At 71.9% G+C, this 23975-nt stretch carries 19 protein-coding genes; 9 read left to right on the top strand and 10 right to left on the bottom strand.

Annotated elements, in window-relative coordinates:
- Nucleotides 1–12: 12 nt before the first annotated feature.
- The 7 genes from LO762_RS11780 to LO762_RS11750 form a co-directional block, all read right to left on the bottom strand.
- Nucleotides 13–891: an alpha/beta fold hydrolase gene (locus LO762_RS11780; RefSeq protein ID WP_230614637.1), complete on the bottom strand. Its 879-nt coding sequence runs from the start codon at nucleotides 889–891 to the stop codon at nucleotides 13–15.
- 94 nt (nucleotides 892–985) lie between these two features.
- Complete coding sequence (narI, locus tag LO762_RS11775; protein ID WP_230614636.1) at nucleotides 986–1687, bottom strand: respiratory nitrate reductase subunit gamma; 702 nt, start codon at nucleotides 1685–1687, stop codon at nucleotides 986–988.
- Nucleotides 1684–2340, bottom strand: a complete 657-nt coding sequence (narJ, locus tag LO762_RS11770) for a nitrate reductase molybdenum cofactor assembly chaperone (RefSeq protein ID WP_230614635.1) — start codon at nucleotides 2338–2340, stop codon at nucleotides 1684–1686. The genes narI and narJ overlap by 4 nt, the downstream gene beginning before the upstream one ends.
- Entirely contained in the window at nucleotides 2337–3998 is a 1662-nt protein-coding gene (narH, locus tag LO762_RS11765) for a nitrate reductase subunit beta (protein WP_230614634.1), read from the bottom strand. Before narH ends, narJ begins: the two co-directional genes overlap by 4 nt.
- The gene (locus LO762_RS11760; protein ID WP_230614633.1) at nucleotides 3998–7684 is read right to left on the bottom strand and encodes a nitrate reductase subunit alpha; all 3687 of its coding nucleotides are present in this window, start codon (nucleotides 7682–7684) and stop codon (nucleotides 3998–4000) included. Before LO762_RS11760 ends, narH begins: the two co-directional genes overlap by 1 nt.
- A complete protein-coding gene (locus tag LO762_RS11755; RefSeq protein WP_230614632.1) occupies nucleotides 7674–8894 on the bottom strand; it encodes an MFS transporter in 1221 nt (406 codons plus the stop codon). Before LO762_RS11755 ends, LO762_RS11760 begins: the two co-directional genes overlap by 11 nt.
- A gap of 115 nt (nucleotides 8895–9009) precedes the next feature.
- A complete protein-coding gene (locus tag LO762_RS11750; protein WP_230614631.1) occupies nucleotides 9010–9699 on the bottom strand; it encodes a PP2C family protein-serine/threonine phosphatase in 690 nt (229 codons plus the stop codon).
- A gap of 177 nt (nucleotides 9700–9876) precedes the next feature.
- On the opposite strand from LO762_RS11750, the gene LO762_RS11745 reads away from it, so the two are divergent.
- On the top strand, nucleotides 9877–10257 hold the full coding sequence (locus tag LO762_RS11745) for a hypothetical protein (RefSeq protein ID WP_230614630.1): 381 nt from the start codon (nucleotides 9877–9879) through the stop codon (nucleotides 10255–10257).
- A 45-nt stretch (nucleotides 10258–10302) separates the two neighbouring features.
- On the opposite strand, the gene LO762_RS11740 is transcribed toward LO762_RS11745, so the two are convergent.
- Nucleotides 10303–11049: an N-acetylmuramoyl-L-alanine amidase gene (locus tag LO762_RS11740; protein WP_230614629.1), complete on the bottom strand. Its 747-nt coding sequence runs from the start codon at nucleotides 11047–11049 to the stop codon at nucleotides 10303–10305.
- 205 nt (nucleotides 11050–11254) lie between these two features.
- Here LO762_RS11740 and LO762_RS11735 point away from each other — a divergent pair, with 205 nt between their 5' ends.
- The 3 genes from LO762_RS11735 to LO762_RS11725 all read left to right on the top strand — a co-directional run bounded on the left by LO762_RS11735 (nucleotide 11255) and on the right by LO762_RS11725 (nucleotide 13622).
- Nucleotides 11255–11566 (top strand): UBP-type zinc finger domain-containing protein, encoded by a 312-nt coding sequence (locus tag LO762_RS11735; RefSeq protein WP_230614628.1) that lies wholly within the window; start codon nucleotides 11255–11257, stop codon nucleotides 11564–11566.
- Between the two features lie 30 nt (nucleotides 11567–11596).
- Nucleotides 11597–12853 carry a serine hydrolase gene (locus LO762_RS11730; RefSeq protein ID WP_230614627.1) on the top strand — a complete coding sequence of 419 codons (1257 nt, stop codon included), beginning with the start codon at nucleotides 11597–11599 and terminating at the stop codon, nucleotides 12851–12853.
- A 238-nt stretch (nucleotides 12854–13091) separates the two neighbouring features.
- Entirely contained in the window at nucleotides 13092–13622 is a 531-nt protein-coding gene (locus tag LO762_RS11725; RefSeq protein ID WP_230614626.1) for an EF-hand domain-containing protein, read from the top strand.
- Between the two features lie 12 nt (nucleotides 13623–13634).
- On the opposite strand, the gene LO762_RS11720 is transcribed toward LO762_RS11725, so the two are convergent.
- Together LO762_RS11720 and LO762_RS11715 are read right to left on the bottom strand one after the other, a co-directional pair.
- Nucleotides 13635–14213, bottom strand: a complete 579-nt coding sequence (locus LO762_RS11720; RefSeq protein WP_230614625.1) for an XRE family transcriptional regulator — start codon at nucleotides 14211–14213, stop codon at nucleotides 13635–13637.
- A 57-nt stretch (nucleotides 14214–14270) separates the two neighbouring features.
- Nucleotides 14271–14993 (bottom strand): DUF981 family protein, encoded by a 723-nt coding sequence (locus LO762_RS11715; RefSeq protein WP_230614624.1) that lies wholly within the window; start codon nucleotides 14991–14993, stop codon nucleotides 14271–14273.
- A gap of 183 nt (nucleotides 14994–15176) precedes the next feature.
- On the opposite strand from LO762_RS11715, the gene LO762_RS11710 reads away from it, so the two are divergent.
- The 5 genes from LO762_RS11710 (at nucleotide 15177) to LO762_RS11685 (ending at nucleotide 23946) form a co-directional block, all read left to right on the top strand.
- Nucleotides 15177–16631 (top strand): hypothetical protein, encoded by a 1455-nt coding sequence (locus LO762_RS11710; protein ID WP_230614623.1) that lies wholly within the window; start codon nucleotides 15177–15179, stop codon nucleotides 16629–16631.
- Nucleotides 16632–17562: 931 nt separating this feature from the next.
- Nucleotides 17563–20898, top strand: coding sequence for a carboxyl transferase domain-containing protein (locus LO762_RS11700; RefSeq protein ID WP_308103742.1), 3336 nt, complete (start codon nucleotides 17563–17565; stop codon nucleotides 20896–20898).
- A gap of 43 nt (nucleotides 20899–20941) precedes the next feature.
- The gene (locus LO762_RS11695) at nucleotides 20942–21322 is read left to right on the top strand and encodes a PPOX class F420-dependent oxidoreductase (RefSeq protein ID WP_230614622.1); all 381 of its coding nucleotides are present in this window, start codon (nucleotides 20942–20944) and stop codon (nucleotides 21320–21322) included.
- Between the two features lie 93 nt (nucleotides 21323–21415).
- Nucleotides 21416–22747 (top strand): NtaA/DmoA family FMN-dependent monooxygenase, encoded by a 1332-nt coding sequence (locus LO762_RS11690; RefSeq protein ID WP_230614621.1) that lies wholly within the window; start codon nucleotides 21416–21418, stop codon nucleotides 22745–22747.
- Complete coding sequence (locus tag LO762_RS11685) at nucleotides 22744–23946, top strand: LLM class flavin-dependent oxidoreductase (protein WP_230614620.1); 1203 nt, start codon at nucleotides 22744–22746, stop codon at nucleotides 23944–23946. Before LO762_RS11690 ends, LO762_RS11685 begins: the two co-directional genes overlap by 4 nt.
- The last annotated feature ends 29 nt before the right edge of the window (nucleotides 23947–23975 follow it).

Genomic DNA, 23975 nt, shown 5'->3' with positions numbered 1-23975 from the left:
GGCGCCAGTGTCTCAGCCGGACATATCGCGCACCAGGTCCACGACCGCCCGGGTGAAGGCGTAGTTGTCCGATCCGGCGGCGGTGTGCCCCGCGTCGCGCAGCTCCACCACCCGGGTGCGCGGGGCGATCTCCAGGAAGGCGGCCACCTCCGCCGCCCCCACGACGTCCGACAGCGCGCCCCTGATGACGGCGAGCGGCACCGAGAGGTCGCGCGCGGCGCGTTCCAGGCCCTCGACGTGCCTGCGCCACTCGCCTTCGTCGGCCACGCGCGGGGTGAGGAACGCCGGGTCCCAGTGCCAGTACCAGCGGCCGTCCTCGCGCTGGCGGAGGTTGCGCCGCAGCCCGTTGGGGCTCTTGGGCCGCTCCTGGTGCGGCAGGTAGGCCGAGACGGCGTCGGCGGCCTCCTCCAGGCTCGCGAAGCCGTCCCGGTGGCTCTGCATGAACCCCTGGACGCGCGCGCCGCCCGACACGTCGAAGCCCGGCACGATGTCCACGAGGACGAGCCCGGAGGCGCGCTCCGGCCCCGCCTCGGCGGCGACGGCCAGGCCCGTCAACCCGCCCATGGAAGCGCCGACGAGCACCACCGGCTCGCCGAGTTGCTCCAGCACCCGCAGCACGTCCGCCGCCTGGGCGGAGGCGCGGTAGTCGCCGTCGGGGATCCAGTCGCTGTCGCCGTGGCCGCGGGCGTCCAGGGCGAGCGCGCGCCCGCCGCCCTCGGCCAGCGCCGCGCCCGCGCGCCGCCAGGAGTGGCGGGTCTGCCCGCCGCCGTGCAGCAGCAGCGTCAGCACGCCGCCCCGCTCCGGCCCCCACAGGTCGCCCACGACGGTGTTGCCCGAGGCGCCCTCGAAGCGCAGCGTGCGGGGGGAGCGTTCCGTCTCGACGATGGTCATGTCCGTCACCTTCCGCCGGGGGATATGAGACCGACGTACTCAAATCATCGCCGACTTTACCCCACCGGGACTGACGGGAATGTCTCCGGGGGCGTCAGGAGGCCCATCCCCTCCGGGCCGGACGAGGGGTGCGCGACCGGTAGACGATGTAAGGCCGGGTCAGGTAGCCGACCGGCGCGGTGAGCACGTGCACGAGCCGCGTGAACGGCCAGATGACGAACAGCGTCATCGCGCTCAGCGCGTGCGCCTGGTAGAGGACGGGCACGTGCGCCATGAGCTGGGCGTCGGGCCGTAGCAGGAACACCGACCTGAACCACGGCGAGACGGTGTGCCGGTAGTCGTAGCCCCCGGCGGCCACGTTGGCCAGGAACGTCGCTCCGAGGCCCAACAGGATCGTCACCGCGAGGACGAGGTACATGAGCTTGTCGTTGCGGGTCGTGGCGATGAACACAGGGCCGACCGTCCGGCGCCGGTAGATGAGGATCGCCATCCCACTGATCGTCAGCACCCCGGCGATCGTGCCGAGCACCACGGCGATCCAGTGGTAGGCCGTCTCGCTGAGCCCGGCCGCGTCCGTCCACGCCTCCGGGATGAGGAGGCCGCCGACGTGTCCGAGCAGCACGAACAGGATGCCGAAGTGGAACAGGGGGCTGCCCAGCCGCAGGAGCCGCCGCTCGTACAGCTCCGAGGAGCGGGTCGTCCACCCGAACTTGTCGTACCGGTAGCGCCACACGTGCCCGAGGACGAACACAAGGATGGCGACGTAAGGCAGGACGACCCACAGCAGGACGGTCACAGGCTGGCTCCCCTGGTTGAAGACGGTGCCGCGAGGGCGGCGGCCTCGGGCCCGTATCCCGGGAGCCCGACCTCCTCCTCCGGCGGGCCCGACGCGGCGAGCCTGAGGGCGGCCTCACGGGCCCGTTCGGTGAGCGGAGGCAGCGCCGCGTGCACGCCGTCCAGGACGTCCGCCCAGGGCGAGGCCGTCTCGGCGAGGTACCCGCGCAGCAGTTCCAGCCCCGCCCGCTGCTCCAGAAGCAGGGTGCGCCCGGCCCGGTCGAGGGCGGCGAACTCCAGGACGGCCGGGAGGAAGTCCGCGATCTCCTCCGCGCTGAAGACGAACCCGGCGATCCGGTAGGCGTGCTGGAACCTCAGCAGCGCCATCCCGCGCTTGCGGGTGTCGCCGTAGGCGTAGTACGTGAGGTACAGGCACCCGCGCTTGCGGTGGTCGAACGTCTCCACGTAGGCGGCGGCCAGCTCGGCGGACGGCGTCGCGGCCAGGTGGTCGAGGAACCGCGTGAACGGGCGGCCCGAGGCGTCCGGAAGGCGCGCGGCCACCTCACGCAGCTCCGGGGTGAACGAATAGAGCGCGTCGTCGGGGTAGCGCAGCAGGACCGAGGCGGTCTGCCAGACGGCGGCGGGCTCGGCGGGCGTCCGGCGGCGGCCCCTCACGCGTCGTCACCTCCGCGCGGCGGGAACAGCCCGTCCGGCCTGCCGTTGCCGTCCCAGTTGAGCAGGTTGACCCGCGCGCCCCGGTCGAGCCGTCCGGCCGCGGTGTCGCTGGTCTGCCGCTCCCGGAGCACGTGGAAGTTCTCCACCGCGACCGGCACGGGCTGCCCGGACGTCTCCCCGAACGGCCCCGAGCCGCCCATGCCGGGCCCGCCCTCGTAGTCCAGGGAGCACTCCGTCACGGACTCCTCAAGGCGCTGTGCCTGCTCGGCGTGCGCCGCCGGGATGACGTACCGCTCGTCGTACTTGGCGAGCGCCAGCAGCCGGTACATCTCGTACATCGACTCGCCGGACATGCCCACCCGCTGCGGGATCCGCTCATTGGGCTCCCGGCCCAGGTTGATGTCGCGCATGTAGGCGCGCATCGCCGCCAGCTTCCGCAGGGACGCCTCGACGGGCTCGGGGTCGCCCGCGGTGAACAGCTCCGCGAGGTACCCGATCGGGATGCGCAGCGCGTCCAGGGCGGCGAAGAGGTTCCCGGTGTCCTCGGCGTCGTGCCCGGTGTCCCGGACGACGTCCACCACCGGCGACAGAGGCGGGATGTACCAGACCATCGGCAGGGTGCGGTACTCCGGGTGCAGCGGGAGCGCGACCTTGTAGGTGCTGATGAGCGCGTAGACGGGGGAGCGGCCCGCCGCCTCGATCCAGTCGTGCGGGATGCCCGCCTCCTCGGCCGCCCGCTGGACGCCGGGGTCGTGCGGGTCAAGGAAGACCTTCCGCTGCGCCTCGTACAGGCCGGTGTCGTCAGGCGTGCACGCCGCCTCCAGGACTTTGTCCGCGTCGTAGAGGACGAGCCCGATGTACCGCAGCCTGCCCACGCACGTCTCCGAGCAGACCGTAGGCAGGCCCACCTCCACGCGCGGATAGCAGAACGTGCACTTCTCGGCCTTGCCCGTCCGGTGGTTGAAGTAGATCTTCTTGTACGGGCAGCCCGTGACGCACATCCGCCAGCCACGGCACTTGTCCTGGTCGACGAGCACGATGCCGTCCTCGGTGCGCTTGTAGATCGCCCCGGACGGGCAGGAGGCGGCGCAGCTGGGGTTGAGGCAGTGCTCGCAGATCCGCGGCAGGTAGAACATGAAGGTCTTCTCGAACTCGAACCTGACCTGCTCGGAGACCTTCGCCAGCACCACGTCGCCGCGCGCGTGCTCCAGCGCGCCGCCCAGGTCGTCGTCCCAGTTCGCGGACCAGGTGATCCTGGTGTCCTCGCCGGTGATGAGCGACTTGGGCCGCGCGACGGGCGGGTGCTCCTGGAGCGGCGCGGTGGTGAGCGTCGCGTAGTCGTAGGTCCAGGGCTCGTAGTAGTCCTCAAGGCGCGGCATCACGGGGTTGGCGAAGATGCTGAGCAGCTTCCTGACCCTGCCGCCCGCTGTCAGCGTCAGCCTGCCGCGCTTGTTGAGCCGCCAGCCACCGCGCCACTTCTCCTGGTCCTCGTAGGTGCGCGGATAGCCGAGCCCCGGCCTTGTCTCGACGTTGTTGAACCAGACGTACTCGACGCCCGTCCGGTTCGTCCACGTCTGTTTACAGGTGACGGAACAGGTGTGGCATCCGATGCACTTGTCGAGGTTCATCACCATCGCCATCTGGGCCATCACGCGCATCAGTACTCGACCTCCTGGCTCCTGCGGCGGATGGTGGTGATCTCGTCCCGCTGGTTGCCGGTGGGGCCGAGGTAGTTGAACGCGAACGCCAGTTGCGCGTAGCCGCCCACCAGGTGGGTGGGCTTGATGAGGATGCGGGTCAGTGAGTTGTGCACCCCGCCGCGCCTCCCCGACGTCTCGGCGAGCGGCACGTCGATCAGCTTGTCCTGCGCGTGGTGCATGTAGACGGTGCCCTCCGGCATCCGGTGCGAGACGACGGCCCTGGCGACGACCACGCCGTTGGCGTTGACCGCCTCGATCCAGTCGTTGTCGTGCACGCCGACCTTCGCGGCGTCCTGCGGGCTCATCCAGATCGTGGGGCCGCCGCGTGAGAGCGACAGCATGAGCAGGTTGTCCTGGTACTCGGAGTGGATCGACCACTTGTTGTGCGGCGTCAGGTACCGGACCGTCACGCCGAGTTCGCCGACCGACCCGAGGCCCGGCTCGCCGCGCAGGCTCGCGACGTCCAGGGGCGGCCGGAAGACGGGCAGTTGCTCGCCCAGCTCGGCGAGCCAGTCGTGGTCGAGGTACAGGTGCTGGCGGCCGGTGAGGGTGTGCCAGGGCTTGAGCCGCTCGACGTTCACGGTGAACGGCGAGTACCTGCGGCCGCCCGTCTCCGAGCCGGACCACTCCGGCGAGGTGATCACCTGGGTGGGCCTGGCCTGGGTGTCGGCGAAGGTGATCCGGTCGCCTTCCCGCTCGGCCGCCAGGTCCGCCAGCGGCATCCCCGTGCGCTTCTCCAGCTCCCGGAACCCCTGGACGGCGAGCCGCCCGTTCGTTGTGCCGGACAGCGCCAGCACCGCCTCGCAGGCGTGCACCTCGCGGCGCAGCGAGGGCCGTCCGTCGGCGGGGCCGCCCCTGACCGTCCCGTTCCTGCCGCGCAGGTACTCGATCTCGTGATCCGGCCTGAACGTCACGCCCTTGGTGGCCGCGCCGAGTTCCGCCACGAGTGGCCCGAGCGCCGCCATCTTCGCGCCGACGGCCCCGTAGTCGCGCTCGACCACGACGAGTTTCGGCATCGTCTTGCCCGGCTCCGGCTCGCACTCCCCGGCCGCCCAGTCCCTCACGACGCCGTGGGGGGTCGCCATCGCGTCCGGGGTGTCATGGAGCAGGGGAACGGCCACGACGTCCTCTCGGAGCCCCAGGTGGCCCTCCGCGAGCCTGCTGAACTCGCGGGCGATGGTCTGGAACGCGTCCCAGTCCGTGCGGGTCTGCCAGGGCGGCGCGATCGCCGGGTTGAAGGAGTGGACGAACGGGTGCATGTCCGTCGTGTTCAGGTCGTGCTTCTCGTACCAGGTCGCGGCGGGCAGGACGACGTCGGACAGCAGTGTCGTGGACGTCATCCGGAAGTCGAGGCTGAGGAGCAGGTCGAGCTTGCCGACCGGGGCCTCCTCCCGCCACACGACGTCCTTGGGCCGGGCCTCGGGTGGCGCCTCCTCGGCACGCAGGGAGTCCCGGGCGCCCAGGAGGTGCCGCAGGAAGTACTCGTTGCCCTTGCCGGATGAGCCGAAGAGGTTGGCCCGCCAGATCGACAGCACGCGCGGGAAGTTCTCGGGCGCGTCCGGGTCCTGGCAGGCGAACTCCAGCCGTCCGGCCTTCAGTTCGTCCACGACGTACTCGCCTACGCGCCTGCCCGAGTTGCGCACCTCGTCGGCGAGATCGAGCGGATTGCGGTTGAACGTCGGATAAGACGGCATCCAGCCGAGCCGTGCCGACAGCGCGATGACGTCGGCGGTGGTGCGTCCGGCGAGCGACCCGCCGGGACGGGCGCCGGAGAGCGTGTCCGCGCCGAACGCGTCGTAGCGGAACTGGTCGGCGTTGAGGTACCAGTAGGCGGTCTGCACCATCTGCCGGGCGGGCCGCGACCAGTCGAGCCCGTTCGCGATCTGCGCCCACCCGGTGATAGGACGGCACTTCTCTTGCCCGACGTAGTGCGCCCAGCCGCCCCCGTTCACGCCCTGGCAGCCGGTGAGCGTGGTGAGCGCGAGGAACGTGCGGTAGATGGTGTCGGAGTGGAACCAGTGGTTCGCCCCCGCGCCCATGATGATCATGGACCTGCCGCGCGACTCCTCGGCGTTCCGCGCGAACTCCCTGGCGATCCGCGCCGCCGCGACGGCGGGGACGCCCGTGATCGCCTCCTGCCAGGCCGGGGTGTACGGCTCGGAAGCGTCCTCGTAGCCCTGCGGCCAGACCCCTGGAAGCCCCTCCCTGCCGACCCCGTACTGGGCGAGCAGAAGGTCGAACACCGTGGTGACCAGGTGCCCCGCGACCTCCCTGGCCGGGACGCCCCTGCGCAGCGTGCCCTGCGCGTCGAACCTGTCGAGCAGCACCTCCGCGCCCTCGGCCTGCTCGCCGAAGAGGCTGAGCGCGGGCCGTGCGCCGCCCAGGTCGAGGTTCCAATGACCCTCGCCCTCCTTGCCGAACCGGAACCCCAGCGAGCCGTTCGGGACCAGCGGCGCGCCCGTCACCTCGTCCAGGACGACGGTCTTGAACGCCGCGTTCTCGGCGGTCGCCAGCGCGCCGGGAAGGTCGGCGGCGGTGAGGAACTTGCCGGGACGGTACGCGCCCGACCCGTCCGGCTCCAGCCGGATCAGGAAGGGAAGATCGGTGTACTGCCTGACATAGTCGGTGAAGTACGGCACCTGGCGTTCCACGAAGAACTCGCGCAGCACCACATGGCCCATCGCCATGCCGAGCGCGCCGTCCGTGCCGGGCCGCACCGCGAGCCACTCGTCGGCGAACTTCACGTTGTCGGCGTAATCGGGCGAGACGGCGACGACCTTCTGGCCCCGGTAGCGGGCCTCGGCCATCCAGTGCGCGTCGGGGGTGCGCGTCACAGGGACGTTCGAACCCCACATGATGAGGTAGGCCGCGTCCCACCAGTCGCCCGACTCCGGCACGTCCGTCTGGTCGCCGAACACCTGCGGCGAGGCCACCGGAAGGTCGGCGTACCAGTCGTAGAACGACAGCATCGTGCCGCCGATGAGCGACACGAACCGTGCCCCCGACGCGTGCGAGACGATCGACATCGCCGGAATGGGCGAGAACCCCGCGATCCGGTCCGGGCCGAACTCCTTGACCGTGTGGACGTGCGCGGCGGCGACGATCTCCACGGCCTCCTCCCATGTCGCCCGGACGAGACCGCCCCTACCGCGCGCCTCCTTGTACCGCCGTGACGCCTCCGGATCGGAGACGATCGAGGCCCAGGCCGTCACCGGGTCGCCCGTCCTGCTCTTGGCCTCCCGGTACATCTCCAGCAGGAGGCCCCGCACGTAGGGGTAGCGCACCCGGGTGGGCGAATAGGTGTACCAGGAGAAGGCGGCACCCCGAGGGCACCCGCGCGGCTCGTACTCGGGACGGTCCGCGCCCGTCGTGGGGTAGTCCGTCTCCTGGGTCTCCCAGGTGATGATCCCGTCCTTGACGTACACCTTCCACGAGCACGAGCCCGTGCAGTTCACGCCGTGCGTCGAACGGACGATCTTGTCGTAGGACCACCTGTCGCGGTAGAAGACGTCGGCGTCACGGCCGCCCCGCTTACGCAGCACCCGCAGGTCCTTGGAGACCTCGCCCTTGGTGAAGAACCTCCGGGAACGGACCAGCACGTCCGTCAGCGGGCCGTCCAGCCCGGCCTCGCCGTCACCGGCCACCGGACACCCCCGTCCGCCGCGCGACGGCCCTGCGCACCCACGTCGCGGTGAACGCGGCGGCCGCGGCGGCGACCACCGCGAGCAGCGCGAGGCCGATGCCGTACCCGCCCGTGGCGCCGTAGACGGCGCCCATGATGAGCGGCGGGATGAACCCGCCCAGACCGCCCGCCGCGCCGACCACGCCCGTGACCCCGCCGACCTTGCCCGCCGGGGCCAGCAGCGCCACCAGCGCGAACACCGCGCCGCTGCCCGCGCCCAGCGCCGCCGCCATGAGCAGGAACGCGACGGTGCCGACCGGCATCAGCGGCGGCGTGAACGCCTGCACGGCCGCGCCGACCGTCACCGCGGCCATCGCGACGGCGAGCACCCGCACCGCGCCGATCCGGTCCGACAGCCAGCCGCCGACCGGCCGCATGACCACCGCGAGGATCACGAACCCCGCCATCCGGTTCGACGCGTCGGTGGGCGTCAGCCGGTAGGCGTTCTCCAGATACGTCGGCAGATAAACGGAGAAGGCCACATAGCCGCCGAACGCCACCGCGTACAGCGCCGACGCCTCCCAGGTGACGGTGAGGCGGCACGTGTCCTTCAGCCCGCCGAGCGCCGACCCCGACGGCGTCGGCCGCTCGGGCGAGTCCCGCATCAGCAGCCACGCCGCCACCGCGAACACCGCCAGCACCACCGCCGTCACCAGGAACGGCACCGGCAGGCCCCACGCGTCGGCCATCCGGACCGTGGTGAACGCGCTGATCGCGGTGCCGCCCATGCCCATGCCGAAGACGCCGATCGCCGTCCCGCGCCGCTCCGGCGGATACCAGGCGTTGACGAACGGGACGCCGACCGCGAACGCCGTCCCGCCGATCCCGAGGAAGAACCCGCCGACCAGCAGCGCCGCGAGCGAGGTGTCGCCCAGCCACGCGAGGAACAGCACGGGCACCACGGTCAGCGCCGACACGGCGGTGAACATGACGCGGCCGCCGTACCTGTCGGTGAGCAGGCCCACCGGGATCCGGCCGAGCGAACCGACGATGACAGGCACCGCCACCAGCAGCGACTGCTGGAACGGGCTCAGCCGCAGCTCGTCCTTGAACATCGGCCCGAGCGGGCTCAGCAGCGACCACGCCCAGAAGTTCAACGCGAACCCGAGCGTCGCCAGGCCCAGCATCAGCCCCGGCGACCCGCGGTCCCCGCCCGTCGTCCCCATGCCCATCGCTTCCGCCCTCCCACGTCAGGCGGGAGATGCCCAGGTGGGAAGGGCGAAGGCGAAACGCCGCGGAATCTTGGCCCGCACCGGCACGGATCTTGACCGCAGGGCGGGCCGTCGCCTACCGGGCCCGCCCGCGCATGGCCGGGACGGACGTGGGGACGGGCGAAGGCTCCGCCTGTAGGTGGAGGAACGCGATGTCGTCCTTGGCGGTGCCGCCCGCGTGCGCGAGCAGCTCCGCCTCCAGGACCGCGAGAAGGGAGGACGGCTGCTCTGACACCAGCTCGGCGACCCGTGAGACGAACGGATAGATGACGCCCGACGCGTCACGTGCCTCGATGGCGCCGTCCGTGTACAGCAGGAGGGACTCCCCGGCCGCCAGGGCGAAGGCGACGGGCCGGTGGACGCCCGGCTCCAACTGCCCGAGCCCGAGCGGGAGCGCGCCGTCCAGCACCGGGACCTCGCGCACCCCGTCGCCCGCCAGCAGCAGCGGCGCCGGATGCCCGCACACCAGCGCCTGCCCGCCCGCCGCGCCCCACTGCACCAGCGCCGCCGACACAAAGCACTCACAGGCCGTACCGCAGCGCCGCGCGACGAACCCGTCGAGCCGGAGCGCGACGCCCTCCAGCAGCGGCTCGTGCGCCGCCAGCGCGCCGAACGCGTCCCTGACCTCGCCCGCGAGCCCCGCGACCGGACGGCCGTGGCCCGTCACGTCGCCGATGACCGCGCGGACGCCGAACGGGGTCTCCGCCACGTCGTAGAAGTCGCCGCCCGCCGGGGCGCCCTCGGCGGGCAGGCAGCGCGCGTGCACCCTGACGTTCCCGCAGCGCTCCGGCAGCGGCGGAGCACCGCCCCCTGGCCCATCGAGCGCCGCCCGGCGAGGGACGGGCCGCGAGCCATGCGGAGAGTCTGACATAAGGCTGCTTTCTGGTATTGACCGGTAACCAATGGTAGCGAGGCGTACTATCCGTTGCGAGCCTTATACGGAATGATCCGAAGGAGGCCACGCGCCGTCGACCACAGCGAAGGCACCGACCTGGCCACGACCGGCCGTCCCGACCTCGCTCCGGAACGTCTCGTCCACCTCGCCGACGCGTTGTGGTCGCGCGTGGAGGCGATCCGGCTGCAGGCGCGGGGTGCGCTGGAGTTCGCCAGGCTTGTCGGCGGCGGCCTTGACCGGGGCGAGGAGGTGATCGCGCTTGTCGCCCCTGCTGGCGGGCCCACGCGGCGGCAAGCCGGGCGGGCGGCGTTCGAGGGCTGGCGGAGGCTCGACGGCGGCACCGACATGGCGCTCGTGCTGGAGGCGCTGGCCGGGATGGCGTGGGAGCGCGAGGGCTGCCCGGTGGGCTGGCCCTACGGTGGCGTCTGACACGTCCTGGGCGCGGCCTTGTGGCGGGCCGCGCCCGGGGCCGCGTCAGGAGGAGCGCAGGAGGTTGAGCACCTGGTCGAGCTTGGCGTTGGTGGTGGCGAGCTGTGACTTGAGGCTCGACACCTCGGTCTGGAGCGCGCGCACCTTCTTGTTCACGTCGGTGAGGACCGACGACGGCATCCACGTGGGATTGCCCGGGTCGGCGGTCGGGGCGGGCATGGCGTCCCGCTGCCAGACGGCTTCGTAGATCTCCTTGGGCGACGGCATGTCGTCCTCCTCCGTGATGAGCTTGAGAAAACGCGCCCACGGGAACGGTCCCGCGACCTCCGGGTCGCCGTGGTCGGACTGTCCGAACGCGTCGCTGACCGCCACGTGCGAGCAGATGCCCTTGGCGCCCCTGCGCAGCTCGGCCGCCGACACGCGGCGCAGCGGCACGTCGTAGGTGCGCGCGAGCTGTCGGACCAGCACCGCCGCCCTGCGCAGCATCGCCTCGTGGTCGGCGTCCGACCAGCGTCGGGGCGAGCCCGCCTGCGGGTCGCACAGCTCGATGCCGAGTGAGCCGGTGTTGGGCGGCGCGTGGTAGGCGACGACGTTGTCCCGCACGCACTGCACGATCTCGCCGGGGTCCACCACGTAGTGGGCGCTGCCTCCGGCGCCCGAGGACTGGAAGTACCTGGCGACGTTGCGGGCTCCGCCCCGCACGCACGGGCTCACCGTCGCGTGGATGACGATCCGGTGAATCGAACGCTGCGTGCCGCCGTGCTTACGAGCGGGAATATAGGGATAAGCCATCCATCTCCCCTTGAAATGCGGCCACCCCAGATCATAATCACCCCCGCCCGCGCAGCCTCCCGACTTCACCAAACCTGTCGCCTCCCGGTCACGGTGCGGGTCGGGGACGGTCGGCCGCAGACCAAGATCACGACCGTTGGTGGGTGGCGTCCGGGGCGGCCGGGGATGAGACGCGCGCTAGGACGGCCCGACCCTGGGGGTACGCATGATGCGGTGGAAGGTGGCGGCGGACGCGCGGTGCGCGCCGACCGAGCGGTTGTGCGCACACGTGGCGCACGCGGCGGCCGGGCCGCCCGCCGAGGCGCGCGGCTGCGACGGGTGCGCGCGGGCCGGAACCCGCTGGGTGCACCTGCGCGAATGCCTCGTGTGCGGATATGTCGGGTGCTGTGACACGTCGCCGATGGGGCACGCGCGGGCGCACTTCACCGCGCACGGGCACCCCCTCGTGCGGTCCGCGCAGCCCGGCGAGCGATGGGCCTGGTGCTTCCACGACGAGGTGCTTCTCGTCCCGTCCTGACGTTGTCGCGAATCCGAGGGGAGGGGCGCGATGGCGCTCGTGTGGGGAAGGCGCGGGATGGCGGCGGGGCTGGTGCTGCTCCTGGCCGTCCAGGGGTGCGGTGACGCCACGGACGCGCGGCGGGTGCCCGTCACGGCGTCGCCGACGGCCGGGCAGGTCGACGCCGCGGTGGCGGGACGGATCGACCACGCCGTCACCGAGGTGATGGGCGAGGCTTCGGTGCCGGGCGTCATGGTCGGCCTCTGGAAGGAGGGCAGCGCGCCTTACATCCGCGCCTTCGGGGTGGCGGACAAGGCCGACAACGCGCCCATGCTGCCCGAGATGTTCATGCGCATCGGCAGTGTCACCAAGACGTTCACGGTGACGGCCGTGCTCAAACTCGTCGACGAGGGACGGATCGGCCTGGACGCCCCCATCTCCGACTACGTGGACGGGGTGCCGAACGGGAAATCCATCACCGTCAGGCAGCTCGCGGGCATGCGCAGCGGCCTGTTCAACTACACCGACGACGAGAACTGGCTCACCGCGATGATGGCCGACCCCGAGGCCGAATGGACGCCGCGTCGGCTGCTCTCCTACGGCTTCGCGCACCCCGCCGTCTTCGCGCCCGGCGAGCGGTTCCAGTACAGCAACACCAACATCATCCTGCTCGGCCTCGCCGTGGAGAAGGTGACCGGCCAGAGGCTCGCCGACTACCTGGCGGCGGAGGTGATCGAACCGGAGGGACTCAAGAACACGTCACTGCCTGCGGACGCCGCCCTCCCCGAACCCCACGCGCACGGGTACACGATGCAGGACGACGGCTCCTCCGACGACACGGGCCGGATCGTCGACGCCACCGCCTGGAACCCGTCATGGGCCTGGTCGGCGGGCGCCATGATCTCCACCCTGGAGGACCTCAGGGTATGGACGCGGTCCCTGGCCGAAGGGACACTCCTCAAGCCCGAGACACAGGCACAGCGGCTGGCTCCCGGCCCGACCGGCGTGCAGGGTCTCAGCTACGGGCTAGGGATCTTCGACGTCAACGGCTGGATCGGCCACAACGGCTCCCTCCCCGGCTACCAGACCGTCGCCGTCCACCTCCCGGAGCAGGACGCGACCCTGGTCGTCCTCGCCACCACCGACATCCCCCACAACAACCAACAGGTCAGCACCCTCCTCGCCGAGGCCGTCACCACGATCGCAACCCCGACCCACATCTACACCCTCCCAACCGAACAGTCCTCCGCACCTCCTTCCCCCGAGCCCGCAACGCCGACCTCAGAGAGCGCGCCGCCAACACCCTGATCCGTCCGGAGCGCAACCGCCTCCCGACCCGATCACGGCGGTCCGACCGAGCGGGTCGGGCACGGTGCTTGGGGTTGTTTGGTGGGGTTGGGTGGGGATTGTGGGGGTGTGTTGGGGGTTCCCGGCGGAGGGTAGTTGAATCGTTGCTCGGGGTGAGTGATGGGTGGCGGGAGGGAGAGCGGGGTGGGCACCTGGGGGTGATGGTGTCGGTGGGTTCGGTGGGGACACGATCTGGGGCATGGCGCATTTTCAGCGGGCGAAGATACGGCGGGTGTTCGACGCCATGGACGGTGACGGCGACGGGCTGCTCACGAAGGCGGACTTCGAGCGGCTCACGGAGCGGTGGGTGGCGATCAGGCCCGCCGCCGACGAGGAGAGGTTGCGGCGGGTCATGATGGGGTGGTGGGAGACGCTCCGCGCGGCGGCGGACACCGACGCGGACGGGCGGCTGACACTGGACGAGGTCTTCGCGGTGGCGCGCGAGCTGCCCGCGGCGCCCGGCGCGGTGTACGAGACGGCCGAGGCGATGTTCGACGCCGTCGACGAGGACGGCGACGGCCGGATCTCCCGGCTGGAGTACCAGAAGATGATCTGGGCGTGGACGGAGCGGTCCGAGCACGCCGACGCGGTCTTCGCCCTGCTGGACGGCGACGGCGACGGATTCCTGACCCGGCCGCGCTTCACCGGCCTCTGGTACGACTTCTGGGCGACCGACGACCCCGCCGGCGCGGGCGCCGTTCTGTTCGGCCCGGTCGAACCCGTCCCCTGAAGGGGCGCCCGGTCAGGGCGTGTGCGGCAGCGCCCCGTAGGCCGTGACCGACAGGAACCGGATGGGCAGCTCCTTCAGCTCGACCGGGCCGTGCGGGCCCTCGCCGTCGAACTGGAGCGCGTCACCCGGGTGCATCTCGTACCGGGCGGTGCCGTGCCCGTACGTCATGACCCCGTCGAGCATGTAGAGGAACTCGGTGCCCGCGTGCTGGAAGAGCGGGAACACCTCGCTCGCCTCGGTGAGCGTCACCAGCAGCGGCTCGATCCGCTTGTGCTCCCCGCGCAGCGAACCCAGCTGCTCGTACAGGTGCCCCACGTTGCTGCCGCGCCTGACGATCCGCGCCCCGTGCCCCGCGGGCACAAAAACCGCCTCCCGCTCGGCCTCGATCCCCCGGAACAGCGCGGTGACGGGCACCTCGAGCGCGTCCGCGAGCCGGGCCAGGGTGGAGAGGCTGCACGACGTCTGCGCGTTCTCGATCTTGGAGAGCATCGCCTTGGACATCCCGGTCTGCTCGGCGAGCCCCGCCAGCGAGACCCGTCGGCTCAGCCGGTACTCGCGTACCCGCACGGCGATGATCTCCTCAAGCGACATTCGCCCAGAATAGGCCCCGTTCAGCGGCCTCTGCCGTCGGCCGCCACCGGCGCCGCGTCACATCGTGTTGATGATCAGGCCGATGTGGGTGAAGTAGTTGAGGGCGCCGAAGAGCAGGAACAGCACTCCGGCGACGGCCCAGCAGACCATCGCGATCCCGGCCACGGCCCGGCGGGAGGTCCGCAACGCGAACGGGAGCAGCACGGCGCCGATGCCGACGAGGAGATAGAGCAGAGAGACGAAGGTGGCCTCGACCATGGGGTGGTCGGCGAGCAGGCCCGAGATGGGCTCCTCCTTGGGCGCGGCGAAGAGCCGGTACCAGACGCCCGCGGCGGCGATCCCGAAGCAGGCCAGGCCCATGCCGAGCACAAAGACCGACACCGGCCCCGCGACGCCCGCCAGATAGCGGTCCCGATCGGGGTGCTCCTCAAGCACCCGGCCGCGCCGCCACAGGAAGGCCGCCGCGCCGAGCAGCAGCACCCCGAACGCGAGCGCGGGCTCGCCGAAGATGATGTTGTCGAACGGGAAGCCCCCGGCGGCCAGCGGCCAGGTCAGCGTCATGTGCAGGCCGGTGAGGGTGAGGATCAGGCCGAGCACGCCGAAGGCCAGCGCCCAGCCCTCGGGGTGCAGCTCCCGGCCGGGCTGTCCGAGCCGCCGCCACAGCCCGACGACGAGCAGCAGTCCCGCTCCGGCGGCCACCGCCATGATCGTGTTGTAGGTGGGCATCTCCGCCCAGTCGATCTTCAGCGCCGCCTGGACGCCGCCCCCAGCGCTCGCCATGCCCTACCCCCGATCAAGGCCGTCTTCTGCGCACCTACCCCCGGCGCCGTCATCACGGGCCCCACCGGACCCAAGAAATCGCCCATATCCCGGCATATGCCATCCGAAGCTGATGATCTCCGCGAACCGCTGGCGTCTCCGGCGCGTCCGACATCGGCGACGGGCTACGGGGGAGGAACGGGCATGGGCGGCGGAGCCGGATGGGGCCGCGTGGCGCTGCGGACGGGCGCGCTCGTCCTCGGCACGGCGATCGTCTGGCTACTGCTGGGCTGGGCCGCCGGGGTCGGCGGATTCCTTGGCGCCACGACGGCCCTACCGGCCGCCGGATGCCTGCTCGGCGCGGGCTGGCTGCTGCTGCGCTGGGGTCCCGCCTGGGCCGCCCTCACCGCCGCCGTCGTGGCGGGTCTGCCGCTGCTCGGCCTGCTTGTGGTCGGTGTGCCCGCGAACTCCTATCTACGCGCGTCGGGCACCGAGACGGCCGCCGTCATCACGTCTGTGGAGCACGTCAGGACCCGGCACGGCGGCTATGACGTCTACCGGCTGGCGGGCCCGGACGGCAAGCGGATCGAGGGGGAGTTGGAGGGCGCCGTCGAGGGGCTCGCCCCGGGCACGCCGCTGCGGGTCGTGGTCGATCCGCTCGGGGTCCTGGCCCCGCGCCTGGTGGCGGAGGTCGAGGACGGCTCCCTGGAGACGGCGGCGCTCGCTGTGTTCGCCGCCTGGACGGCGCTCGTCGCGCTCACCACGGTGCTGGGCGAACTCGCCGCCCGGCGTGGCCGACCACTCGGAGCGGGCCTGCGCCGCCTCGTCCCGGCCCGCCGCTGGGTGCGGGCCGTGCTGATCACCGGCGGCCTCGCCGCGGTGTCGCTCGCCGAGGGTGTGGCGATCGCCGTCGCCCCCGGCCTGGTCGCCTGGCTGCTCGGCGTCCCGCTCGGCCTGGCCGCCCTGGCCTCCCCGTTCCTCCTGGCCCGCGCCGCGAACCGGCGCGTCGACGGCCACCTAGCCTGGTGGCCCGCCTGGACGAGTCTCCTGTTCGCCGCCACCGTCTTCATCTGCGGCTGCGTCCTCCCCAAGGACGCCTACCTCACCCTCTTCGGCGACACCACCACAGGCGTCGTGGCCACCTCCGCCTGCGAACAGAGTGGCGCGGGCTGCTACTACCGCTACACCCTCACCACCCGAGACGGCACCCCGATCAACGGCACCGTAGGCGACACCCGCCGCCACCCCCCGGGCACCGAACTCCCCCTCCGCACCGACCCCCACCAAAAGGTAACCCCCCAACTCACCACCGCCCCCCGCCCCACCCCCACCTACTACCTCTTCCCCCTGGCCCTCATCACCTTCCTCACCACCGCCCTAACCGCCACCCTCCGCTCCCCACCCAACCCCCCAACACCCTTAGCCCCGACCCCACACCCATCCCCTAACCACCAAACACCCATCCCCCCACCACCCGCCGCAGGACAACACGCGACACGCCCACCAGAACGTCGGAGCGCACCCCGCCAATGCGACTGCGCGCACCGCCGAGCCTCGGCTACCCCACCACCTCTCGGCCAAGTGGGCGACCACAAGGCCACGGTTCGCTCGCCTAGCCCGTGCCCGTGCCCGTGGCCCTTGCACGCGCTGCGCGCGTGACCGCTGCACGCAGGCGTTCGCCGGGGGACAGCGCGCGCTGTGCTCGCCAGGACGTGGGTCCGCCCCCCGCTGGCGCGACTGTGCGCGCGGTTGAGTTCCCGCCACCCGGAGCAGTTGGAGGGTGTACCGGTAGGCGTCCTTGGCGACTGTGCGCGCGGCGGAGTTCCCGCCACCCCTCGGTCATCTGGGCGACCACTAGGTCGAGGCTCGGTGTGCCTGGTGGGTGCCCGGGGGCTGCTGCCTGCGCGGCGGACGTTGCCGTGCGCTCAGGCGTCCGGTGCGGGACGGCACGTGGCGTGCTTGTTAGGGGGAGGAGTCCTTCGCTTCGGACCAGGATGCTCGGTTGGCCCTGCTGGGTTGGGCCTCGCTCAGCCACGGCTCGCTCTGGGGCCCGTTCAGTGAGGACTCGCTTGGCTGGGCCCGATGGGTTGGGCACCGCTCAGCTAGGAGCGGCGCTGTTGGGTCCGGTCGGTTTGGGTCGGCTTGGCTGGGTACCGCTTGGCCAGGTTTGTCTGGGGGTGCGCATCGGCCGGATTCGCGTTGGTGAGGGGGCAGGGGGGAGGGGAGTCGGACCGGCCGGGGCGAGGGTGGGGGCTGGGGGTGGGCGGTGGGGCAGGGAGGGTGACGGTTGGTGTGTGGGCTTGGTGTGTGGGGTGGGGGGAGTGGAGGGGAGCACGGGTCGGGGGGTTGGGGCATCTACTTCGGGAGGGGGCTGTGGTTATTGAGGGGGGCGTGGGAGCGGGGGGCGATGTGGTGGGGGTGTGCTGGACCTGGGATGCTTCGAGTCGCCGTGCTCACTGCTGGTTGTTGGTGGTGGGTGGGTGTCTTTGGTGGTGGGCACTGGGTGGGTGGGGTGGGGGTGGGCGGGGGCACTGGGTTGGGGGGTGGGGGTGGTGGGGGAGGGGCGGGGTGGGGAGGATGGGGGGGTTGGGTGGGAGCTAGGGGGAGGGGTGGGGTTGTGGGGGGTTTTGGGAGGGTTTTGGTGGTTAATCGGGGGGAAGTGGCGTTGCGGGTGGGGAGGGCGGCGGTGGGGTTGGGGTTGGAGGTGGTGGGGGTTCGGGCCTTGGATGAGGTGGGGGGTGGGCATGTGCGGTGGATGGGGGAGGTTGTGGTGTTGGAGGGGGAGGGGGTCGCGGCGTACTTGGATGTGGTGGGGGTGGTGCGGGCGGCGGTGCGGGCCGGGGTGGATGCGGTGCATCCGGGTTATGGGTTTTTGGCGGAGAGTGCGGAGTTTGCTCGGGCTTGTCGGGAGGCTGGGCTGGTGTTTGTGGGGCCTTCGCCGGAGACGCTTGCGTTGTTCGGGGATAAGGGGAAAGCGCGGGAGGCGGCGCGTAAGGCGGGGTTGCCGTTGTTGCCGGGGACTGAGGGGGCTACGGATCTGGCGGGGGTGTTGGGGTTCTGGGACGCGTTCGCGGGGGACGGGGCGGTGATGGTCAAGGCGGTTGCGGGAGGGGGTGGGCGGGGGGTGCGGGTGGTGCGGGGGCGGGATGAGATCGCGGGGGCGTTCGCGGCGGCGGAGGTCGAGGCTCGGGCGGCGTTCGGGTCGGGGGAGTTGTATGTGGAGGTGCTGCTTGAGGGGGCTCGGCATGTGGAGGCGCAGGTCGCGGGGGATGGGACGGGGGCGGCCGTCCATCTGTGGGATCGCGAGTGCAGTGTGCAGCGGCGGCATCAGAAGCTCATCGAGATCGCGCCTAGTGCGGTGCTGCCGGAGGCTGAGCGCAGGGAGTTGCTGGACGCTGCGGTGCGGCTTGCTTCTGAGGCGAAGCTGTGTGGGCTGGCCACTGTGGAGTTCCTCGCGTTGCCGGACGGCAGGTTCTTCTTCCTTGAGGTGAACCCGCGTCTCCAGGTCGAGCACACGGTCACGGAACAGGTTCTCGGGCTGGATCTTGTCGCCGCCCAGTTCCGGCTCGCGGGCGGGGCGACGCTCGCCGAAGCGGGTCTGGCCGACGTGCCCAGGCCGCGCGGCTGTGCGATCCAGCTCCGGGTGAACGCCGAGACGGTGCGGCCGGACGGCACCGTCACGCCCTCGGCGGGCACGTTGGCGCGCTTTGAGCCGCCCTCGGGCGCCGGTGTCCGGGTCGAGGCGGCCGCGTATCCGGGCCTCGACGTCAACCCGCGCTATGACTCGCTGCTCGCGAAGCTCATCGTGCACGACCCGTCGGGCTTTCCCGCCGCGCTCCGCCTGGCCCGCCGGGCCGTCGCCGAAACCGTCATCGAGGGAGTCCCGACGACCCTTCCGCTCCACACCGCGATACTCGACCACCCCGACTTCGCCGCCTCCCGAGTCGACACGGCATGGCTCGACCGCACCCTTCCCACCCTCGCCCGCCTGCCCGAGACGGACGCGCGGGGCACAGAGCCGTTGGAGACGGACGATCGGCTCGCGGCAGGGACGGACGTGCGACCCCCGGGGAGTGACGAGGGCGGGCTGGCTGAGGGGCGGGGGCTGCTGGCTCCGGTGCACGGGGTGGTGACGGCCGTGCAGGGTGGCGTGGGCGCGGAGGTGAAGGGCGGGGACGTGCTTGTGGTGGTCGAGGCGATGAAGATGCAGTATCCGGTGACGGCGCCGTGCGGGGGAGCGGTGGCGGCGGTGCGGGTGCGGGTCGGTGACGTGGTCGCGGAAGGCGAGACGCTCGCCGTCGTCGTGCCGGACGGATCGGGGGAGACGGCCGAGAGCGGGCCCGTCACCCTAGATCTTGACGCTGTCAGGATGGACCTCGCGGGGCTGTTCGAGCGGCGGCACCTCCTCACGGACGAGGCGCGGCCCGAGGCCGTCGCGAAGCGGCACCGGCTGGGCCTGCGGACGGCGCGCGAGAACATCGCCGACCTCACCGACGGCGCGGGCCTGCTGGTCGAGTACGGCGGCCTCGCCGTCGCGGCGCAACGCGCACGACGCACGGAAGAGGAGCTCAAGGCCAGAACCCCGGCCGACGGGATCATCACCGGCCTGGGCCGCGTCAACGCCGAGCTGTTCCCACCCGAGCGCTCGACCTGCGCGGTCCTCGCCTACGACTACACGGTCCTGGCCGGGACGCAGGGCTACTTCGGCCACCAGAAGATGGACCGGATTCTGGAACTCGCCCACACCCGCCGCCACCCCGTCGTCCTGTTCGCGGAGGGCGGCGGCGGACGCCCCGGCGACACCGACGCGCCGATGGTCGCGGGCCTGCACTATCCGACGTTTACTGCGATGGGCGCGCTCAGCGGCGTCGTCCCGACGATCGGCATCGCCGCGGGCCGCTGCTTCGCGGGCAACGCGGCACTGCTCGGCACCTGCGACGTGGTCATCGCGACGCGCGACAGCACGATCGGCATGGGCGGCCCCGCGATGATCGAGGGCGGCGGTCTCGGCGTGTTCACCCCCGAGGAGGTCGGCCCGATCGAGGTGCAGACCCGCAACGGCGTTGTGGACGTGGCGGTCGCCGACGAGGCGGAGGCCGTCGCCGTCGCCCAGCGGTACCTCGGGTACTTCCAGGGGCCCGTCGAGGCGTTCGAGGCGGCCGACCAGCGCCTCCTCCGGCATCTTGTGCCCGAGGACCGCAAGCGCGTCTACGACGTGCGCGCCGTCATCACCACGCTGTGCGACACGGATGCGGTGCTGGAGCTGCGCGCCGCGTTCGGGCGCTGCGCGATCACCGCGCTCGCCAGGATTGAGGGCCGCCCGGTCGGCCTCATCGCGAACGATCCGGCGGTGCTCGGCGGCGCGATCGACGCGGACGGCGCCGACAAGCTCGCCCGGTTCCTCAACCTCTGCGACGCGTTCGGGCTGCCCGTCGTCTCGCTGTGCGACACGCCGGGGTTCATGGTCGGCCCGGACGCCGAGCGCACCGCGACGGTACGGCACTTCCCGCGGCTGTTCGTGGTCGGCGGCCATCTGACGGTGCCGGTCGCGATGGTCGTGCTGCGCAAGGCGTACGGGCTGGGCGCGCTGGCGATGGCGGCCGGGCACTTCCACAACACCGCCGCGACGCTGGCCTGGCCGACCGGTGAGTTCGGCGGCATGAACCTGGAGGGCGCGGTCCGTCTGGCGGCCCGGGACGCGCTCGCCGCCATCACCGACCCGGACGAGCGCCGCCGCGCGTTCGAGGAGATGGTCGCGTTCGCCTACGCCCAGGGCAGCGCCCTCAACACCGCGGCCCACCTGGAGATCGACGAGGTCATCGACCCGGCCGACACCCGCGCCGCCCTCTCGGCCCTGCTGACGACCCCCGAGCGGCGCGACGGCTGGACGAACCCGGCCCGGAGCAGGGGCGTCGACACCTGGTGACCGGCTTGACCTCAACCGCACTTGATGTCCGACGATCGGCGGTATGACGTTCACGCCAGCGGAACTCCGCTACCTCGAGGACCAGCGTCTCGGGCGCCTGGCCACCCTCGCCCCGGACGGGACCCTGCAGAACAACCCGGTCGGCTTCACCGTCGACGCCGAGCACGGCTGGATCGACATCGGCGGCTGGAACATGGGCGCGAGCCGCAAGTTCGCCAATGTCCAGAAGCATCCCGAGGTGTCCTTCGTGGTGGACGACATCGCCGCGCTGGACCCGTGGACGGTCCGGGGCATCGAGATCAGGGGCCGCGCCGAGGCCGTCACCGGGGTCGCGGGGTTCCTGAGCGGCGAGGTCATCCGGATCCGTCCGCGCCGGATCCGTTCGTGGGGTCTGGGCGAGGAGTCCTCCTCCCGCTGGATTTGATGATCGCCAGCCGTTGACGGATTGACCTATTTTTCCTACTGTTTAAGTAGGTCATGGGGAAAGTCTCGGGGAGGGGCGCCAATGGGGCGAAGGATGCATCTTGCGGCGCACTTCCCCGGGGTGAACAACACAACGGTCTGGTCCGATCCGGACGCGGGCAGTCAGATCGACTTCGCCTCGTTCGTCCACCTCGCGAAGACGGCCGAGCGCGGCGGCTTCGACTTCTTCTTCCTCGCCGAGGGCCTGCGCCTGCGCGAGATGAAGGGCAGGATCCACGACCTCGACGTGATGGGCAGGCCCGAGTCCCTGACGGTGCTGGCCGCCCTCGCCGGGGCCACCAGCCGCCTGGGCCTGGCCGCCACCGTCAACTCGACGTTCAACGAGCCGTACGAGCTGGCCCGCCGCCTCGCCACCCTCGACCACCTGAGCGACGGCCGCGCCGCCTGGAACGTCGTGACGAGCTGGGACGCGTTCACCGGCGAGAACTTCAGGCGCGGCGGCTACCTCCCGCAGTCCGACCGGTACACCCGCGCCCGCGAGGCGCTCCAGACCGTCCGGGAGCTGTGGGACTCCTGGGACGCCGACGCGCTCCGCGCCGACCGGGAGTCCGGCGAGTTCGTCACCCCCGACCAGGGGGCGTTCCGCCACCAAGGCCAGCATTTCGACATCTCCGGGATCTTCAACACGCCCCGCCCGCCGCAGGGCCATCCGGTCATCATCCAGGCGGGCGACTCCGAGGAGGGCCGCGAGTTCGCCGCCTCCGACGCCGACGTCATCTTCAGCCGCCACAGCGTCCCGGAGGAGGCCCGCGCGTTCTTCAAGGACGTCAAGTCGCGCCTCGCCAGGTACGGGCGGCGGCCGGACGACCTGAAGATCCTGCCCGCCGTCACCGTCGTGCTCGGCGACACCGAGGACGAGGCCGCCGAGCGCGCCGCCGCGATCCGCCGCGCCCAGGTCAGCGCCCCGACGGCGCTCGCCTACATCGAGGGCATCTGGGGCCGCGACTTCTCCGGCTACGACCCCGACGGCCCGCTCCCCGACCTCGAACCCGACGCGGGCGAGGGCGTCTCCAAGGGCCGCGCCCAGTTCCGCGGCGACCGGGTCGCGATCGCCCGGCGGTGGCGCGAACTCGCCGACACCCGCGGCCTGACGATCCGCGAACTCGTCATCGAGGCGACGGGCCGCCAGACGTTCGTCGGGACGCCCGAGGCCGTCGCCGGGCAGATGGACGGCTACGTCCAGGGTGAGGCGTCGGACGGGTTCATCCTGGTCCCGCACCTGACCCCGACCGGCCTCGACGAGTTCGTCGACAGGGTCGTCCCGCTGCTGCGCGAGCGCGGCAGCCTGCGCGCCGAGTACACCGGCGCGACGCTCCGCGAGCACCTGGGCCTGCGTGAGCCGCGCACCGGAGGGGAGAAGGCATGACCGTGCACCTGGCCGTCGCGCTGGACGGCGCCGGATGGCATCCCGCCGCCTGGCGCGACCCGCTGTCCCGGCCCGCCGAGCTGTTCCGCGCCGCCTACTGGGCGGATCTCGCGGCGGAGGCCGAGCGCGGCCTCCTGGACTTCCTGACGTTCGAGGACGCGTTCGCCGTCCAGTCCTCCCGCTGGGACGGCCCGGACGGCCGCACCGACCAGGTGCGCGGCAGGCTCGACGCGGTGCTGGTCGCGGCCCGGCTGTCGGCGGTGACCTCGCACATCGGCCTCGTCCCGACGACGAGCACCACGCACACCGAGCCGTTCCACGTGGCCGTCGGGATCGCCTCGCTCGACCACACGACGCTGGGCCGGGCGGGCTGGCGGCCGCAGGTGTCGGGCCGGGCCTCCGACGCGGCCCACTTCGGCCGTCGCACCCTGCCCGAGATCTCCGTGGACGACTTCCGCACCGGACGCCACGCGGACGTTGTGGCCGAGCTCTTCAACGAGGCGGCGGACGCCGTGGAGGTCGTCCGGCGGCTGTGGGACAGCTGGGAGGACGACGCGATCATCCGGGACGCGGCGACCGGAAGGTACGTCGACCGGGAGCGGCTCCACTACATCGACTTCGAGGGGCCGCGCTTCAGCGTCCGGGGGCCGTCGATCACCCCGCGCCCGCCACAGGGCCAGCCGCTGATCACGTCGCTCGCCCACGACACGGTGCCTTACGAGTTCGCCGCGCGCTCCGCCGACGTCGTCTACCTCACCCCGCACACGCCGGAGCAGGTGACGTCGATCCTCGCCGAGGTCCGCGCCGCCGAAGGCAGGACCGGCAGACAGGGCGCCCCGCTCAAGGTCTTCGCCGACCTTGTGGTCTTCCTCGACCCCGGCGACCAGGACGGCCCGTCCGGAAGCGAGAGGCTCGCCCAACTGGACGAGCTGGACGGCACCCCCTACACGTCCGACGCGCTCGTGTTCACCGGAAGCGCCGCCGACCTCGCCGACCTGCTGCTCGACTGGCACGGGCGCGGCCTCGACGGGTTCCGGCTGCGGCCCGGCGCGCTGCCCCGCGACCTCACCGCGATCACCCGCGATCTCGTGCCCGAACTCCAGGCGCGCGGCGCGTTCCGCGGCGCCTACGCCGAGACCGTCCTGCGGGAGCGGCTCGGCCTGCCCCGTCCGGCCAACCGGTACGCCGCCGCGCGATGACCCGGCCCGACGACACCGACCACGGAAGG

The organism is Actinocorallia sp. API 0066 (genome assembly GCF_020991275.1).
In the GTDB taxonomy this organism is placed as follows: domain Bacteria; phylum Actinomycetota; class Actinomycetes; order Streptosporangiales; family Streptosporangiaceae; genus Actinocorallia.
The sequence above is the reverse complement of the archived record's forward strand: the minus strand, read 5'-3'. Positions and strand labels throughout refer to the sequence as shown.